The 15108-nt window shown below is 72.0% G+C and carries 16 protein-coding genes and 1 riboswitch; of the genes, 9 read left to right on the forward strand and 7 right to left on the reverse strand.

Translation table 11 applies throughout. The features are described from left to right. Positions 1-57 precede the first annotated feature (57 nt). Together IO24_RS0104155 and IO24_RS0104160 are read left to right on the forward strand one after the other, a co-directional pair. Complete coding sequence (locus IO24_RS0104155; RefSeq protein ID WP_031131922.1) at positions 58-1410, forward strand: class II 3-deoxy-7-phosphoheptulonate synthase; 1353 nt, start codon at positions 58-60, stop codon at positions 1408-1410. A 149-nt stretch (positions 1411-1559) separates the two neighbouring features. Then, the gene (locus tag IO24_RS0104160) at positions 1560-1793 is read left to right on the forward strand and encodes a (2Fe-2S)-binding protein (RefSeq protein WP_031131924.1); all 234 of its coding nucleotides are present in this window, start codon (positions 1560-1562) and stop codon (positions 1791-1793) included. Positions 1794-1803: 10 nt separating this feature from the next. Here IO24_RS0104160 and bfr read toward each other — a convergent pair whose 3' ends face one another. Beyond that, entirely contained in the window at positions 1804-2280 is a 477-nt protein-coding gene (gene bfr, locus IO24_RS0104165; RefSeq protein ID WP_031131925.1) for a bacterioferritin, read from the reverse strand. 175 nt (positions 2281-2455) lie between these two features. Between bfr and IO24_RS0104170 the strand changes: the two genes are divergently transcribed. Then, positions 2456-3106, forward strand: coding sequence for a sulfite oxidase-like oxidoreductase (locus IO24_RS0104170; RefSeq protein WP_031131926.1), 651 nt, complete (start codon positions 2456-2458; stop codon positions 3104-3106). Positions 3107-3110: 4 nt separating this feature from the next. Here the strand turns inward: IO24_RS0104170 and IO24_RS0104175 are convergent, their stop codons facing one another. The 5 genes from IO24_RS0104175 to thiO all read right to left on the reverse strand — a co-directional run bounded on the left by IO24_RS0104175 (position 3111) and on the right by thiO (position 8234). Next, entirely contained in the window at positions 3111-3989 is an 879-nt protein-coding gene (locus IO24_RS0104175; protein WP_031131928.1) for a deoxyribonuclease IV, read from the reverse strand. A 59-nt stretch (positions 3990-4048) separates the two neighbouring features. Continuing rightward, entirely contained in the window at positions 4049-5971 is a 1923-nt protein-coding gene (pknB, locus tag IO24_RS0104180) for a Stk1 family PASTA domain-containing Ser/Thr kinase (protein WP_031131930.1), read from the reverse strand. 93 nt (positions 5972-6064) lie between these two features. After that, positions 6065-6862 carry a thiazole synthase gene (locus IO24_RS0104185; RefSeq protein ID WP_031131932.1) on the reverse strand — a complete coding sequence of 266 codons (798 nt, stop codon included), beginning with the start codon at positions 6860-6862 and terminating at the stop codon, positions 6065-6067. Between the two features lie 2 nt (positions 6863-6864). Next, complete coding sequence (gene thiS, locus IO24_RS0104190) at positions 6865-7065, reverse strand: sulfur carrier protein ThiS (RefSeq protein ID WP_031131934.1); 201 nt, start codon at positions 7063-7065, stop codon at positions 6865-6867. After that, positions 7062-8234, reverse strand: a complete 1173-nt coding sequence (gene thiO / locus IO24_RS0104195) for a glycine oxidase ThiO (protein WP_031131936.1) — start codon at positions 8232-8234, stop codon at positions 7062-7064. Before thiO ends, thiS begins: the two co-directional genes overlap by 4 nt. Then, a riboswitch (TPP riboswitch) is annotated at positions 8232-8343 on the reverse strand. It overlaps the preceding gene by 3 nt. Before the next feature lie 52 nt (positions 8344-8395). Between thiO and IO24_RS0104200 the strand changes: the two genes are divergently transcribed. The 6 genes from IO24_RS0104200 (at position 8396) to IO24_RS0104225 (ending at position 13417) form a co-directional block, all read left to right on the forward strand. Further along, positions 8396-8746: an avidin-fold protein gene (locus tag IO24_RS0104200; protein WP_031131938.1), complete on the forward strand. Its 351-nt coding sequence runs from the start codon at positions 8396-8398 to the stop codon at positions 8744-8746. A gap of 32 nt (positions 8747-8778) precedes the next feature. After that, the gene (locus tag IO24_RS0104205) at positions 8779-10020 is read left to right on the forward strand and encodes an NAD(P)/FAD-dependent oxidoreductase (protein ID WP_031131941.1); all 1242 of its coding nucleotides are present in this window, start codon (positions 8779-8781) and stop codon (positions 10018-10020) included. Positions 10021-10164: 144 nt separating this feature from the next. Continuing rightward, the gene (locus IO24_RS0104210; protein WP_031131943.1) at positions 10165-10530 is read left to right on the forward strand and encodes an Rv2175c family DNA-binding protein; all 366 of its coding nucleotides are present in this window, start codon (positions 10165-10167) and stop codon (positions 10528-10530) included. A 210-nt stretch (positions 10531-10740) separates the two neighbouring features. Further along, complete coding sequence (gene thiE / locus IO24_RS0104215; RefSeq protein ID WP_031131945.1) at positions 10741-11400, forward strand: thiamine phosphate synthase; 660 nt, start codon at positions 10741-10743, stop codon at positions 11398-11400. Positions 11401-11498: 98 nt separating this feature from the next. Continuing rightward, positions 11499-12422 carry a methylenetetrahydrofolate reductase [NAD(P)H] gene (gene metF / locus IO24_RS0104220; protein ID WP_031131947.1) on the forward strand — a complete coding sequence of 308 codons (924 nt, stop codon included), beginning with the start codon at positions 11499-11501 and terminating at the stop codon, positions 12420-12422. 56 nt (positions 12423-12478) lie between these two features. Beyond that, positions 12479-13417, forward strand: a complete 939-nt coding sequence (locus IO24_RS0104225) for an SCO2102 family sporulation regulator (protein ID WP_031131953.1) — start codon at positions 12479-12481, stop codon at positions 13415-13417. Positions 13418-13444: 27 nt separating this feature from the next. On the opposite strand, the gene IO24_RS0104230 is transcribed toward IO24_RS0104225, so the two are convergent. Further along, the gene (locus IO24_RS0104230) at positions 13445-14935 is read right to left on the reverse strand and encodes a phytoene desaturase family protein (protein WP_031131955.1); all 1491 of its coding nucleotides are present in this window, start codon (positions 14933-14935) and stop codon (positions 13445-13447) included. Positions 14936-15108: the final 173 nt, after the last annotated feature.

Here is a 15108-nt window from a genome sequence, read left to right on the forward strand (position 1 = left end):
GTCTCAATTGCTGGGCATGGGTCAGGGTGTCCGACACGACCCCGTAATGTTGAGGTCGTGACCGTGAACGCTAAGACCAGCGCCTCCGCTGGCAACACCTGGCGAGACCTGCCCGCGGCGCAGCAGCCCGAGTACCCCGACACCGAGGCTCTGCGCGCAGTGATCGCGGACCTCGAGTCGTATCCGCCGCTCGTCTTCGCGGGCGAGTGCGACCAGCTGCGCGCCCGGATCGCGGCCGTCGCCAAGGGAGAGGCGTTCCTGCTCCAGGGCGGCGACTGCGCCGAGGCCTTCGACGCGGTGTCCGCCGACCACATCCGCAACAAGCTGAAGACGCTGCTCCAGATGGGCGCCGTGCTCACGTACGCCGCGTCCGTGCCGGTCGTGAAGGTCGGCCGCATCGCCGGGCAGTACTCCAAGCCGCGCTCCAAGCCGACCGAGACCCGCGACGGCGTGACGCTGCCGACCTACCGCGGCGACTCCGTCAACGGCTTCGACTTCACCGAAGAGGCCCGCGTCCCGGACCCTGAGCGGCTGAAGCGGATGTACCACGCGTCCGCCTCCACGCTGAACCTGGTGCGCGCCTTCACCACCGGCGGCTACGCCGACCTGCGCCAGGTGCACGCCTGGAACCAGGACTTCGTGAAGTCGTCCCCGTCGGGGCAGCGCTACGAGCAGCTGGCGCGCGAGATCGACAACGCGCTGAACTTCATGCACGCCTGCGGGGCCGACCCGGAGGAGTTCAAGACGGTCGAGTTCTACGCCTCGCACGAGGCGCTGCTGCTCGACTACGAGTCCGCGCTGACCAGGGTCGACTCGCGCACCGGGCAGCTGTACGACGTCTCCGGGCACATGGTGTGGATCGGTGAGCGCACCCGTCAGCTGGACCACGCGCACATCGAGTTCGCCTCGCAGATCCGCAACCCGATCGGCATCAAGCTGGGCCCGACGACCACCGCCGAGGACGCGCTGCAGTACATCGAGCGCCTCGACCCCGACCGGGAGCCGGGCCGGCTGACCTTCATCGTCCGCATGGGCGCCGACAAGGTCCGCGACAAGCTCCCCGAGCTGGTCGAGAAGGTCACCGCCTCGGGCGCGACCGTGGCCTGGATCACCGACCCGATGCACGGCAACACCTACGAGGCGGCCTCGGGTCACAAGACCCGCCGCTTCGACGACGTGCTCGACGAGGTGAAGGGCTTCTTCGAGGTCCACAAGGCCCTCGGCACCCACCCGGGCGGTATCCACGTGGAGCTCACGGGCGACGACGTCACGGAGTGCGTGGGCGGCGGCGACGAGATCTTCGTCGACGATCTGCACCAGCGCTACGAGACGGCCTGCGACCCGCGGCTCAACCGCAGCCAGTCGCTCGACCTGGCGTTCCTCGTGGCCGAGATGTACAGGGACCAGTAACGGGTCCGCCTGTTACCGGGGCAAGGACTGGGGCGCGGATCACACGATCCGCGCCCCTCTCCACTTTTGCGCCCTGGACCCGCCGGGTAAGGTTAGGTTAGCCTCACCGATCAACGGGGACGGCACACCTGAGAACGACCCGTCGGGAGGTGAACCGCGTGTACGTCTGCAGTTGCTTCGGGATCACCGAGCAGCAGGTCAAGCAGCACGCGGACGGCGGCGCCTGTACCCCCCGCCAGATAGCCTCCGCCTGCAAGGCGGGCACGGACTGCGGGTCCTGTGTGCGCCGCATCCAGGCGATTCTGGGCAGGGGAGCGTGCCCTCGCCGCGATCTGGCCGACCGGGGCGAGCCGGTGCTCGCCGAACTGGAAGACGCCGCCTGACGGCGGGGACTCAGCTCGGCTGCTCGATCTGCTGCGCGATGTACAGCGCCTCGCCGAGCTTCTCGATCAGCTCCAGCTGCGTGTCCAGATAGTCGATGTGGTGCTCCTCGTCCTCGAGGATCGACTCGAAGAGGTTCGCGGACGTGATGTCGCCCTTGCTGCGCATCACCTCGATACCGCGCTTGAGCCGGTCGATCGCCTCGACCTCGACCTGCCGGTCCGCCTGGAACATCTCGGTGACCGTCTGGCCGACCCGTACGTGGAAGAGCCGCTGGTAGTTGGGCAGGCCGTCCAGCATGAGGATGCGCTCGGTGATCTTGTCCGCGTGCTTCATCTCATCGATGGACTCTTCACGCGTGTACTTGGCGAGCTTGGTCCAGCCCTTGTTGTCCTGGATCCGGTAGTGCAGCCAGTACTGGTTGATCGCCGTCAGCTCGCCGGTCAACTGCTCATTCAGAAATTCGAGAACCTCGGGGTCGCCCTGCATCGCAGAGGCTCCTTCCACGCGGGGGAACTGACAGGTTGCGCCGCATGATTCCACTGGTGAAGAAGATCGTCCAGTAAGTCTCCACTTAGTAAGTAAGGGCATGCTTAGTTCAATTTGTCCTGGTTCGGAGTGGCCCCGGTCAGGGGCATCACCCGGGGTCTGTCAGGATGGAGTCATGGGTCAGCCGCTGGAACACGAATCGGGAGAAGGGCGCGATTCAGCAGGAGCGACGCAGCCCGAGCTGCCCCCGGGACAGCGGTTGCAACGCGGCTGGCCGGTCACGCACTACGGGCCGGTCCCCAAGTTCCGGCCCGAGCGCTGGGAGTTCCGGGTCTTCGGCGCCACCGCCGGCGGCGGCAAGCACTGCTGGACCCACGAGGAGTTCACGGCCCTGCCCCACACCACCGTCGTGGCCGATCTGCACTGCGTGACGAAGTTCAGCATGCTCGGCGCGGAGTGGGGTGGCATCCCCGCGCGCACGCTCCTCGACCTCGCCCCGCCCGCGGACGATGTCACCCATGTGATGGTGTGGGCCGAGTACGGGTTCAGCTCCAACCTCCGGTTGTCCGACTTCGCCGACGAGCGGGTCCTGTTCGCCACCCACAAGGACGGCGAGCTGCTCACCGCCGAGCACGGCTTCCCACTGCGCCTGATCGTGCCCCACCGCTATGCGTGGAAGGGCCCCAAGTGGGTGCGCGGTGTGGAGTACATGACCGCCGACCGGCGGGGCTTCTGGGAGGAACGCGGCTACCACAACATCGGCGACCCATGGCAGGAGCAGCGCTACTCGTACCAGGAGAAGCCCGGGGACGGTCCCGACCTCTGACGCCTCAGCCGTCGCGCAGCTTCTTCAGCCGCTCCACGTCGGCCGCGTGCCCCTGTTTGCCACCCGGCGTCTCGATGATCAGCGGCACGCCCTCGGTCGCGGGGTGTGTCATCAGGGCCCGGAACGGGTCCTCGCCGATGTGGCCGACGCCGATGTTCTCGTGCCGGTCCTTGTGGGCGCCTGCCACGTCCTTGGAGTCGTTGGCGTGGATCAGCTTCAGCCGGCCCTCACCGACCGTGTCCACCAGCAGGTCCAGCGTCTGGTGCATGCCACTCGGGCCGGTCAGGTCGTGCCCCGCCGCGAAGATGTGGCAGGTGTCCAGGCACACGCCGAGCATCGGGTGGGCGTCCAGCGCCTCGAAGTACGGGCCGAAGTCCCAGGTCCGCGAGCACAGGGAGGCGCCCTGGCCGGCCGTCGACTCCAGCAGCAGGAACGGGTCGTCGTCGTGGGTCAGCTCGTCCAGCAGGGGCAGCAGGTGCTCCCGTACCTGCTTCAGCGCCACGGACCGTTCCCGGCCGCCGGTCGCGCTGCCGGTGTGCACGACCACCCCCAGCGCCCCGATCTGCCGACCGCGCCGCAGCGAGTGCCGCAGCGACTCCACCGACCGCTCCACGGTCGCCTCGGTGTGCGAACCGAAGTTGATCAGGTAGGGGGCGTGCACATAGGCCGGGATCGACTCGGCCGCGCACGCCGCGCGGAACGCCTCGTCCTGCTTCGGGTTCCCGGTCGGCGTGGCCCAGCCGCGCGGATTGGCGACGAAGACCTGGACGGCCTCCGCCCGCAGGTCACGGGCGTACGACAGGCCTACGGAATGAAGCCCACCGGCCACGGGGACGTGGCCGCCCACGGGGTTGCGGGAAGGGCCGGACAGCTGACTGTTCACCCGATCAGGGTGTCATGCGTCCGGCCCCGCCCCGTCCACGGGCCTCCGCCCGTGCCCGTTCACCTGATCTTGATGGTGACCGTCGAGCCCTTGGGCGCACTCTCGCCGCCCTCGACGGACTGGCTCTTGACCTCGTCGCCGAACAGGCCGAGCAGGCCGCGGTCCTCGTCGACCTGGAACCCGGCGCCCTCCAGCTTCCGCCTGGCGTCGTCGACGCTGTCGCCGACCACGTCCGGGACCTCGATCATCTCGGGGCCCTTCGACAGCGTCAGCGTCACCGTGTCGCCCTCGGCCGCCCGGCCGCCCGGCTTCGGCGTCTGCCGGACGACCTGGCCCTTGTCGTACTCGGCGGAGTTGACCCGCTCGGTGGCGATCTTCACCTTGAGGCCGGCGTCCTCCAGCTCCGCCCGGGCGTCGGCCTCGTCGTCACCCGTGACGTCGGGGATGTCGATGCGGGCGCCCTTGCTGACGACCAGCGCGACGGCCGTACCCGCACGCACCTGGGTGCCGTCCGCCGGGCGCGCGGAGATCACCGAGCCCCGCGGCACCTCCTCGCTGAACTCCCGGGTGACCATGCCGGGCTCCAGCCCGTCCCGCCTCAGCTGGTCCCGCGCCTCCTCCAGCTTCCGGCCCGCCAGGGCGGGCACCCGCACGGTCTCGGGGCCGTCGGAGATGGTGAACGACACGGAGTCGTTGACGCGGATACGGGCACCCGGCCCGGGGTTGCTGCCGATGATCGTGCCGCGCTTGACGGTGTCGCTGTGGGCGTGGCTGACCTCGCCGACCTTGAGCCCGGCCTCCTCCAGTTGGTCCCTGGCCTGCGCCTCGGTCTTCGTCAGCAACGGCGGGACCTTGGTGAACTGTCCGGAGTTGATGTACCAGACGCCCGCGCCGACGCCGAGGACCAGCAGCAGGGCGACGACGATCGAGACCACGCCGCGCCGCGGCAGGCGCCGCCCGGGTGGTGGGGGAGGCGGTGTCTCCAGCCGGCTGGTGCGGAGCACCTCCGGCTCGGCGTCCTCGTCGACGGGCAGCAGGCGCGGCACCGTCAGCGAGCGCGGGATCACACTCGTACGGTCATCGGCGTTGTCGTGCTCCAGGACGACCGCCTGCGGCGGCAGCGCGTCCAGCTGGTCCGCGCCGAGCTCCTCGCGCGACCGGCGGGTCTGCGCGAGCAGCGCCACGGCGTCGTACGGGCGCAGATCGGGGTTGCGTGCGGTCGCCGACGCGACCAGCTCGTCCAGTTCGTAGGCCAGACCGGGCACGGCGGCCGAGGGCGGGGGCACGTCCTCGTGCAGGTGCTTGTAGAGGATCACCGCGGGGGAGTCCCCGTCGTGCGGCTTGTCGCCGGTCAGCATCTCGTACAGCATCACGCCGCACGCGTACACGTCGACGCGGGGATCGGCGGTGCCCTCCTCTATCTGCTCCGGCGCGAGGTACGAGACCGTGCCGAGGACGGTGCCGGTGGTGTTCGTCACCGTGTCCACGGCCCGGACGAGTCCGAAGTCGGCGACCTTGACCCGGCCGTCGTCCCCTATGAGGACGTTCTCGGGCTTCATGTCGCGGTGCACGAACCCGGCGCGGTGGGCGGCGCCCAGCGCGGCCAGTACCGGCTCCAGGATGTCCAGGGCGGCACGCGGCTGCAGGGCCCCGCGCTCGCGCAGCACGTCGCGCAGGGTGCAGCCCGCGACGTACTCCATCGCCAGGTACACGTACGGGCCGTCGGTGCCCTGGTCGAAGACCTGCACCACGTTCGGGTGGGCCAGCCGGGCCACGGACTTCGCCTCGCGGATGAACCGCTCGACGAACGAGGCGTCGACCGCGAGCGTGGGATGCATCACCTTCAGCGCGAGGACCCGGTCGAGCCGGGTGTCCACGGCCCGGTAGACCGTGGCCATCCCGCCGACCGCGATCCGCGCGTCGATGCGATACCGGCCGTCGAGCACCTGCCCGACCAAGGGGTCCTGAAGGGTCGTGTCCACGCAGGCGAGTGTACGAGCCACGACCGACAGCCCTGTCCCCCCGCCTGTTTTCGCGGCGGGACTGCAGCCGACCTGTGACGTGTGTCCCGCGCCCTACCGGAAAGCGGGCCTCTCCGGGTCCAGCGCGGCCATGCCCTCCGTCGGTGAGGAGGCCTCCGCGAAATGCCGCCGTGGGATACGCCCGGCCCGGTACGCCAGCCGCCCCGCCTCCACGGCATGCCGCATGGCGTCGGCCATCAGCACGGGCTCCTGCGCCCGCGTCACCGCCGAGGCGAGCATCACGGCCGCGCACCCCAGCTCCATCGCCAGCGCCGCGTCCGAGGCCGTCCCCGCGCCCGCGTCCAGGATCACCGGCACGCGCGCGTGCTCGACGATCAGCTGGAAGTTGTGCGGGTTGCGGATGCCCAGCCCGGAACCGATCGGCGAGCCCAGCGGCATGATCGCCGCACAGCCCGCGTCCTCCAGCTTCCGCGCCAGCACCGGGTCGTCGTTGGTGTACGGCAGCACCGTGAACCCGTCGTCGACCAGTGTCTCGGCGGCTTCCAGCGTCTCGATCGGGTCCGGCAGCAGCGTGCGCTCGTCGGCGATGACCTCCAGCTTGACCAGGTCCGTGCCGAGGGCCTCACGCGCGAGGCGGGCCGTGAGGACGGCCTCGCCGGCGGTGAAGCAGCCCGCCGTGTTGGGCAGCACCCGGATGCCGAGCCGGTCGAGGACGGAGAGCACCGAGCCGTGCACCGAGGCGTTCACCCGGCGCATCGCGACCGTCGTCAGCTCCGTCCCGGACGCGACCAGCGACCGCTCCAGCACGTCGAGGCTGGGCGCCCCGCCGGTGCCCATGATCAGCCGGGACGAGAAGGGCGTACCGCCGAGGACAAACGGATCATCGGCCATGGTCAGCCTCCTTGGACGGCGGTGAGCACTTCCACGCGGTCTCCCTCGGAGAGGGACGTGGAAGGCCACCGGGTGCGCGGGACGACGGTTTCGTTGAGGGCGGCGGCCACGCCCGAGGGCGAGGCGGTGAGCGACTTCACGACGGTGTCGAGAGCGGTGCCGGGCCGGACCTCCCGGGGCTCGCCGTTGACGGAGATGTTCATGCGGGCTGCTCCGTGAGTGCGGTGGCGGGGCTGAAGCGCTTCGGGCTGAAGGGGCGGGCCTCCTCGGGGAGTTCACCCGTCGCCAGGACGTGCGCCATGGCGTCGCCGGTCACCGGGGTGAGCAGGACGCCGTTGCGGTAGTGCCCGGTGGCCAGCAGCAGGCCCTCCAGGCCGGTCGGGCCGAGCAGCGGCGCGTTGTCGGGGGAGCCGGGCCGCAGCCCGGCCCGGGTCTCGGTGAGCGGCAGCTCGGTGATGCCCGGGACCAGCTCGTGCGCGTCCCGCAGCAGCTCGTACACGCCGCCCGCGGTCACGGTGGTGTCCCAGCCCAGCTCCTCGCTGGTCGCCCCGACGACCAGCTCGCCGCTCGCGCGCGGCACCAGGTAGACGTGGCTGCCGCGCACCACCGCGCGCACGGTCCGGCTCAGGAACGGCCCGTGCCGCTGCGGCATGGTCAGCCGTACGACCTGCCCCTTCACCGGTCGCACGGGAGGCAGCACTTCCTGCGGGACGCCCGCGAGCCGCCCGCTGAGGCTGCCCCCGGCGAGCACCACCTGGCCGGCGGCCGGCTCGGTCCCGTCGGCCAGGACGACACCCGTGACCCGGTCCCGCACGACGGTCAGCCGTTCCGCCCACACCCGGTGGAAGACCACGCCCACCCGCTCGCACGCGGTGACCAGGGCGCCGGCCAGCCGCCGCGGGTCGATCTGGTGATCGCCGTCGACCCGCAGCCCGCCGCGCACACCCGGCGCGAGCATCGGCTCCAGACGCCGGCACTCGCGCCCCGACAGCCACTGCGACTCCAGGCCCGACTGCTGCTGCAGGGCGTGCAGTTCGCGCAGGTGGGCCCGGTCGTCGGCGTCCAGGGCCACGGCGAGGGTGCCGCAGCGGCGGTAGCCGAGGTCCTGGCCGGTCAATTCGGTGAGCTCGGCGGCGAAGTCCGGATAGCGCCGGGCGGAGGCGAGGTTCAGGCCGAGCAGGGTCTGCTCGCCGTAGTGCAGTTCCGTGACGGCGGCCAGCATGCCGGCCGCCACCTGCGCGGCTCCGCCGCCCGGCTCGGGGTCCACGACGGCGGTGGCGAACCCGCGTTGCGCGGCCCGCCAGGCGGTGGCCAGGCCGATGATCCCGCCCCCGATGACGAGGACGTCTGACGATGTGGACGTAGGCGACATGGGCGTCCAGCCCCTCCCTTCGCCGGCATGACCCGGATCAGGTTCGTACGGTCGGAGGCCGCCAGCCTCCCTCTCAGCCCGGTGCGTCCGGGCTCCCGCGAGTGCTTTACGTTGGCCACCCTAGCCCGATGCCGTGTGCCGCAGTAAGGGAGCCTCCGTCCATGGCCCGATCTCTCGACGGTCTCGTCCTCGCCCCGGTCGCCGACCAGGCACCGGGCCAGGTGGGCACCCGCACCCGGTTCACCTACCACGAGTGGGAGGGTGAGATCTGGGCCGAGTACGCGGGCGGCGACGTCGTACGCGGGCATCTCGTGGGTACCCGGGAAGATGACCGGCTGGACTTCCGGTACGTCCAGCTCAAGCGGGACGGCACCACCTCCTCGGGGCACTGCGTGTCCACGGTCGTGGAGCTGCCCGACGGGCGGGTGCGGCTGGAGGAGACCTGGGAGTGGGAGTCCCAGCGGGGCAACGGCACGAGCGTTGTGGAGCAGGTCACGGCGCATGAGCACTGACTGACGTTTCGTCAGGTGTCTATGGTGATCAGGTGATCGAGCAGACGCAGGAACCAGGTTCGTCCGCGCCGCGGCGCGTCGTCGTGGCGGGTGCGGGCATGGCCGGCGTGCAGACCGCCGTCGCCCTGCGCGAGCAGGGCTTCACGGGTGACGTGCTCCTGATCGGCGCCGAGCCGCACCAGCCCTACGACCGGCCCCCGTTGTCCAAGGCCGTCCTGCTCGGCAAGTCCGAGGGTTCCGCCTTCGACGTCGACTTCGAAGCCCTCGGCATCGAACTGCGGCTCGGCTGTGAGGTACTGGGCCTGCGCCCCTCCGATCACGAGCTGGACACCGAGGACGGGCCCGTGCCCTACGACGTCCTGGTCGTCGCCACCGGTGCCGAACCGGTCGGGCTGCCCGGCGCGGCGGGCGTGCCCGGCGTGCATCTGCTGCGCACCCTGGACGATGCCGAGCGGCTGCGGCCGGTGCTGGCCCGCCGGCACGACATCGTGGTCGTCGGCGCGGGCTGGATCGGCGCGGAGTTCACCACGGCCGCCCGCGAGGCCGGCTGTGCGGTGACCGTCGTGGAGGCCGCCGAACGGCCGCTCGCCGGGGCGCTGCCCGCCGAGGTCGCCGCCCCGATGGCCGCCTGGTACGCCGACGCGGGCGCGGTCCTGCGGACGCACGCGCGCGTGGCGCGCGTCGAGCCGGGCGCGGTCCTCCTGGACGACGGCACGCGGCTGCCCGCGGGTGCGGTCGTCGTCGGTATCGGCGCCCGCCCCGCGACGGCATGGCTGGCCGGCTCCGGGATCGAGTTCGGTTCTCACGGCGAGATCGTGGCCGACGAGCATCTGCGCACGGCCGTGCCGGACGTGTACGCGGTCGGCGACTGCGCCTCCTTCCCCTCGGGGCGCTACGGCGAGCGCCTGCTGGTCCACCACTGGGACAACGCCCTGCAAGGGCCGCGCACGGTCGCCGTGAACATCGTCGGCCGGGCCACGGGGGAGACGCCGGCGGTGTACGACCCGGTGCCGTACTTCTGGTCCGAGCAGTTCGGGCGGTTCGTCCAGTACGCCGGGCACCACGCGGCCGCGGACACCACCCTGTGGCGTGGCGACCCCGCCGGGCCGGCCTGGTCGGTCTGCTGGCTGCGCGGTGAGCGGCTGGTCGCGCTGCTGGCGGTGGGCCGGCCCCGGGACCTGGCGCAGGGCCGCCGACTGATCGAGTCGGGCACGCCGATGAACCGGGTGCTGCTGGCGGACCCGGCCAGGCCCATGAAGGCCGCGACGGCGTAGGCGCCGGGGCCCTTGCGGGGGCCGGGGACGGTGCTGCCGGGGCCGTTGCGAGGCGCCGGAAACGGTGCTGCCGGGCCCGGCGCGTCCGCCCGGGTGGGCCGGGCCGACTTCCGACTGTCAGTGGCAGATGGCAGGCTGGTTTCCGTGACCGAGATTGACGCAAAGATCGATGCTCTCGTCCCCGCCTGGCTCACCCTCCCCGACATCGCCGAACAGTTCGGCGTCGAGGTGACGCGTGTGCGGCAGCTGGTCAAGGACGGCCAGCTCATCGCCGTACGCCGCGGTGAGAACCGCGCGCTGCACGTCCCTGCCGCCTTCATCGACGGGGACAAGGTCGTCAAGGGCCTGTCCGGGACCCTGACGCTCCTGCGGGACGACGGCTTCACGGACGAAGAGATGCTGGAGTGGCTCTTCACCCCGGACCCCAGCCTGCCCGGCACCCCCGCGCAGGCGCTCAGCGAGAATCGCGGCACGGAGGTGAAGCGCCGCGCCCAGGCGCTCGCGGTCTGACCCGGCCGCGACGGAACAACCGTCCGGTGCCGTGTGAGCGGGGCCGGACCTGAACAACCGCCCGATGTGGGGGCCGTGGCCGAAGGGCCACGGCCCGGGTCGGCTCGCGCCTGTCCGGGGCCTTGGACGCCCCCGATGGGCCAGGTCTACGCTGCCGACGCATGTGCGGGCCCACCCGGCCCGCACGCCACGACACCCTGGGGGACACGCATGACCGGCACCGCCGCCGCCACCGCACGGGCCCAGCTCGCCGACGCCCGGGTCTACCTCTGCACCGACGCGCGCAAGCGGCAGGGCGACCTCGGGGAGTTCCTCGACGCCGTGCTGAGCGGCGGTGTCGACATCGTGCAGCTGCGGGACAAGGGAATGGAGGCCGGTGAGGAGCTGGAGCACCTGGCCGTCTTCGCCGACGCCTGTGCCCGGCACGGCAAGCTGCTCGCGGTCAACGACCGGGCGGACGTCGCCCACGCCGCCGGCGCCGACGTCCTGCACCTCGGCCAGGGCGACCTCCCGGTCCCCGCGGCCCGTGCGCTCCTCGGCGACGAGGTCGTGATCGGCCGCTCCACCCACGCCGACTCGGAGGCCGCCGCGGCCGCCGTCCAGCAGGGCGTGGACTACTTCTGCACCGGCCCGTGCTGGCCGACCCCCACCAAGCCCGGACGCCACGCGCCAGGCCTGGACCTCGTCCGGTACACCGCCGCCCTCGGCACCGGCCGTCCCTGGTTCGCCATCGGCGGCATCGACCTCGGCAACCTCGACCAGGTCCTGGAAGCGGGGGCCAGGCGCGTCGTCGTCGTACGGGCGATCACCGAGGCCGACGACCCGGGGGCCGCGGCGGCCGAGTTCGCGAAGCGGTTGCGGGAGGCGTGAGGAGGACGGTTTGTCCAAGGGATGGACAGCAAGTGGACAATTCGGGCAAATGTCGGCCCACGGTTGGGGGACCGACCGCCCCTGGCTAACCTGCCGGTATGGCCCTCGGCACCGCATCCATCAGGTCGGACCACGCTCGCACCGTCCGCGACATGCTCGCGGCCGGCAAGACGACGTACTCGTTCGAGTTCTACGCCCCCAAGACCCCGAAGGGCGAGCGGAACCTGTGGAACGCGCTGCGCCGGGTCGAGGCCGTGGCGCCCGACTTCGTCTCCGTCACCTACGGCGCGGGCGGCTCCACCCGCGCGGGGACGGTCAAGGCGACCGAGGCGATCGCCTCCGACACCACCCTCACCCCGATCGCCCACCTCACCGCGGTCGACCACTCGGTGGCCGACCTGCGCAACATCATCGGCCAGTACGCCGACGCCGGGATCCGCAACATGCTCGCCCTGCGCGGCGACCCGCCCGGCGACCCGATGGGCGACTGGGTGCCGCACCCCCGGGGCCTGGCCTACGCCGCCGAGCTCGTCGAGCTGATCAAGGCGTCCGGCGACTTCTGTGTGGGCGTCGCCGCCTTCCCGGCCATGCACCCCCGCTCCGCCGACTGGGACACCGACGTCCGCCACTTCGTCGACAAGTGCCGGGCGGGCGCGGACTACGCCATCACGCAGATGTTCTTCCAGCCGGAGGACTACCTCCGGCTGCGCGACCGGGTCTCGGCCGCCGGCTGCGACACCCCGATCATCCCCGAGGTCATGCCGATCGCGAGCGTGAAGACGCTGGAGCGGATCGGGTCCCTCACCAACGCCGCGTTCCCGGCCGCCCTGAAAGAGCGGATCCTCACAGCAAAAGACGATCCGGCCGCTGTACGCTCCATTGGGATCGAATTCGCCACGGAGTTCTGTGCGCAGTTGCTCGCCGAGGGCGTGCCCGGCTTGCACTTCATCACGCTCAACAACTCCACCGCGACACTGGAAATCTACGAGAACCTGGGCCTGCACCACTCACCGCAGGCCTAGACCGTTCGCACGGGTTTACGACACACTGCGTAGCGGTCACCGGGAGAGGGGCGTACATGGGCTGGGCGGTCCTCTACATCGCGTTCGGCATCGTCGCACTGTGGCTGCTGGGCGAGGTGCTGCTGCAGTACAAGGCGCGGCTGCGCTGGCGGCTGCTGGCCTTCGCCGGGTTCCTGGGTGTCGTCGTCGGTGTCCTGATCCCGTCGGTCGTCGTGATCGGACTGGGCGCGGCCGCCTTCGCGGTCGGGCAGACCTACGTCACCCTGTCGTTCCGCAGCGGCTTCGCGGCCGGCTGGGCGATGAACGCGCCCGCGCTGGGCGGCAGCAAGCGCCGCCGCGGTGAGCGCGGCCGTCAGGAGCCGACCCTGGAGGTCTCCGGCCTGGAGGCCGAGGGCGGCCGCGACGACGAAGCCGGCGCCTACCGCCGCGACCCCGCCGCCTACGGCCAGGACGACGACTACGACCGCGACGACGTCTTCACCCCCGCCCGCCCCGCCCACCGGCCGACGGCCGGGGAGACCACCGCCGTCTACGATCCGCAGCCCATGCCCGATGACACCGGCTCCTACGGCGTGTACGACAACGGATACCAGGCCGGGGAACAGCAGCCCCACGACCAGTACGCCGCGCAGGCCACCGACCAGTCCTACGCCTACGACTACTCCGGCTACGGCCAGCAGCAGGGCTACGACGCCACCGGTCAGCAGCAGTACGCCGCCTACTCCGACCCGTACATCGGCTCGTCGAACCACGGCGGCCAGGCCGCGTACGACGGCACGTACGGCGACCAGCAGTACTACGGCCAGCAGGGCTACGGCCAGGACCAGTACGCCGACACCTACGGCGGCGAGAGCCCGCCCGGCGGGGTGTGGGTCCCGCAGCAGCGCAACACCGACGAGTACGGGCAGGAGCTGCCGCCGGAGCAGCCGTACCCGTACCAGGGCGGCGGGCAGCAGCCGCAGGGGAACGGTTTCGACGAGCAGTACCGTTTCTGAAGCCTGGCTCCCGCCGGGGCGTCGCGCTCACTGCGAGCCGCGGAACTCCGGCCCCTCCACGATCAGTCCCGCGGCCAGCGCCCCCGACATGCCCGCGTGCGGCAGTCCGCCGCCGGGATGAGCCCAGCCGCCCACGGTGAACAGGCCGGGCACCCGCGTGCTGTTGGACGGATGCAGCAGCCGCCCGCCGCGCGCCGCCAGGGCCGGCACCGGCACCGCCCCGCCCTCCGCACCCGTCGCGTCCGCGATGTCGGCCGGGGTGCGCACCTCGTGCCAGAGGAGACGCCCCCGCAGGCCGGGCACGGCGCGTTCGGCGACGGTGAGCATGCGGTCGGCGAGGTCGCCGTGAGGCCGGCCGGGCCGCGCGGGCACCACCGTCGTGAGGGTGACCGCCTCGTGGCCGGCCGGGGCCAGGCGCGGGTCGTCGGGCCGCAGCACCGTGACCGTGGGACTCGGATTCCCGGCCGCCGTGCCGAACAGGGCGTCCAACTCGGCCTCGCGGTCCCGGGTGTGCACCACCGTGCGGTGCGCCGCGTCCCCGGGGCGGGCGCCGCGCAGGGCCAGCAGGAGAGTCAGCCGGGCGGCCGCCGCGGGCTGCGGGAGCACCTCGCCCTCGCCCCGGACGACGGTTCCCGCCGTCAGCCGGTCCAGAACGCCGGGCGCGACGCCGGCGACCACGAAGTCCGCCTGCGCGACCGACCCGTCGGCGAGTTCCACCCCCGACGCCCGGCCGTCCTTCTCCAGCACGCCGGTGACGTCCGCGCCGAAGTGGAACTCGACCCTGCGGGCCAGACACCGCTCGTACACCGCCCGCGCCAGCTCGCGCAGGCCGCCGCGCACGTACCAGACGCCGAAGGCGTGCTCCATGTAGGGCAGTACGGCAGCGCTCGCCGGGGCGGCCCGGGGGTCCAGGCCGTACCCGAGGGCGTGGCTCTCCAGGAGTGCCGCGAGCCGGGGATCGCGCAGCTCCCAGGCGCCGATCTCGGCGAGTGTGCCGGCCCGGCGGGTGCGCAGCAGCCGCTTGTGAGGCACCGACGGGTAGGGCTCGCGCTCGGCCAGCACCTGCCAGTTCGGCCACAGCGGCTCCTCCAGCAGGGGCCGACGGGTCCGGTCCCAGGCCTCGCGGGCCCGGACCAGGAAGTCGCCCCAGCGCTGCCCGGCGCCCGCGCCGAGCCCCTCGTCCAGGGCGGCGACGACGCCCGCGCGCGAGGCGTTCGGCAGCGACACCCCGGTGCCGTCCGCGAACACGTGCCGGGACGACGGATCGACCTGAACCAGCTCGACGCAGGACTCCAGCGGCTCCTTGCCGGTCTTGACGAACAGGTCGCGGTAGACGGCGGGCAGCGGCAGCAGGGCGGGGCCCGTGTCGAAGGAGAACCCGTCGCGCTCGAAGCGCCGCAGCGCTCCGCCGTAGGTGTCCGTCCGCTCGTACACCGTCACCCGGTGGCCCGCGACGGCCAGCCGGGCGGCAGCCGCCAGCGCGCCCATCCCGGCGCCGATCACCGCAATCCGTGCCATGCCGGCGACTTTATCGGCCGCCACTGACAGCCCCCGCCGGCCACCCCCGAGTACGGGCGCAGGCGTGATCGTGACCAGGCGGGGCGGAGCGTTCTGGGCCCGGGTGCGCAGACGTGAGTACGCGTACCTAGCCGGGGAGTTGAGTAGGCGCGCGGATGGGGGACGACCTGCGC

The organism is Streptomyces flavovariabilis (assembly GCF_000725785.1).
Taxonomy (GTDB): Bacteria; Actinomycetota; Actinomycetes; order Streptomycetales; family Streptomycetaceae; genus Streptomyces; species Streptomyces hawaiiensis.

Excerpts from the sequence above, each read along its gene's own strand:
- bfr (WP_031131925.1), bottom strand. The coding sequence starts at position 2,280 with ATGCAGGGCGACCCCGAGGTTCTCGAATTTCTGAATGAGCAGTTGACC.
- IO24_RS0104170 (WP_031131926.1), top strand. The coding sequence starts at position 2,456 with ATGGGTCAGCCGCTGGAACACGAATCGGGAGAAGGGCGCGATTCAGCA.
- IO24_RS0104185 (WP_031131932.1), bottom strand. The coding sequence starts at position 6,862 with ATGGCCGATGATCCGTTTGTCCTCGGCGGTACGCCCTTCTCGTCCCGG.
- thiS (WP_031131934.1), bottom strand. The coding sequence starts at position 7,065 with ATGAACATCTCCGTCAACGGCGAGCCCCGGGAGGTCCGGCCCGGCACC.
- thiO (WP_031131936.1), bottom strand. The coding sequence starts at position 8,234 with ATGTCGCCTACGTCCACATCGTCAGACGTCCTCGTCATCGGGGGCGGG.
- IO24_RS0104200 (WP_031131938.1), top strand. The coding sequence starts at position 8,396 with ATGGCCCGATCTCTCGACGGTCTCGTCCTCGCCCCGGTCGCCGACCAG.
- thiE (WP_031131945.1), top strand. The coding sequence starts at position 10,741 with ATGACCGGCACCGCCGCCGCCACCGCACGGGCCCAGCTCGCCGACGCC.
- metF (WP_031131947.1), top strand. The coding sequence starts at position 11,499 with ATGGCCCTCGGCACCGCATCCATCAGGTCGGACCACGCTCGCACCGTC.
- IO24_RS0104225 (WP_031131953.1), top strand. The coding sequence starts at position 12,479 with ATGGGCTGGGCGGTCCTCTACATCGCGTTCGGCATCGTCGCACTGTGG.
- IO24_RS0104230 (WP_031131955.1), bottom strand. The coding sequence starts at position 14,935 with ATGGCACGGATTGCGGTGATCGGCGCCGGGATGGGCGCGCTGGCGGCT.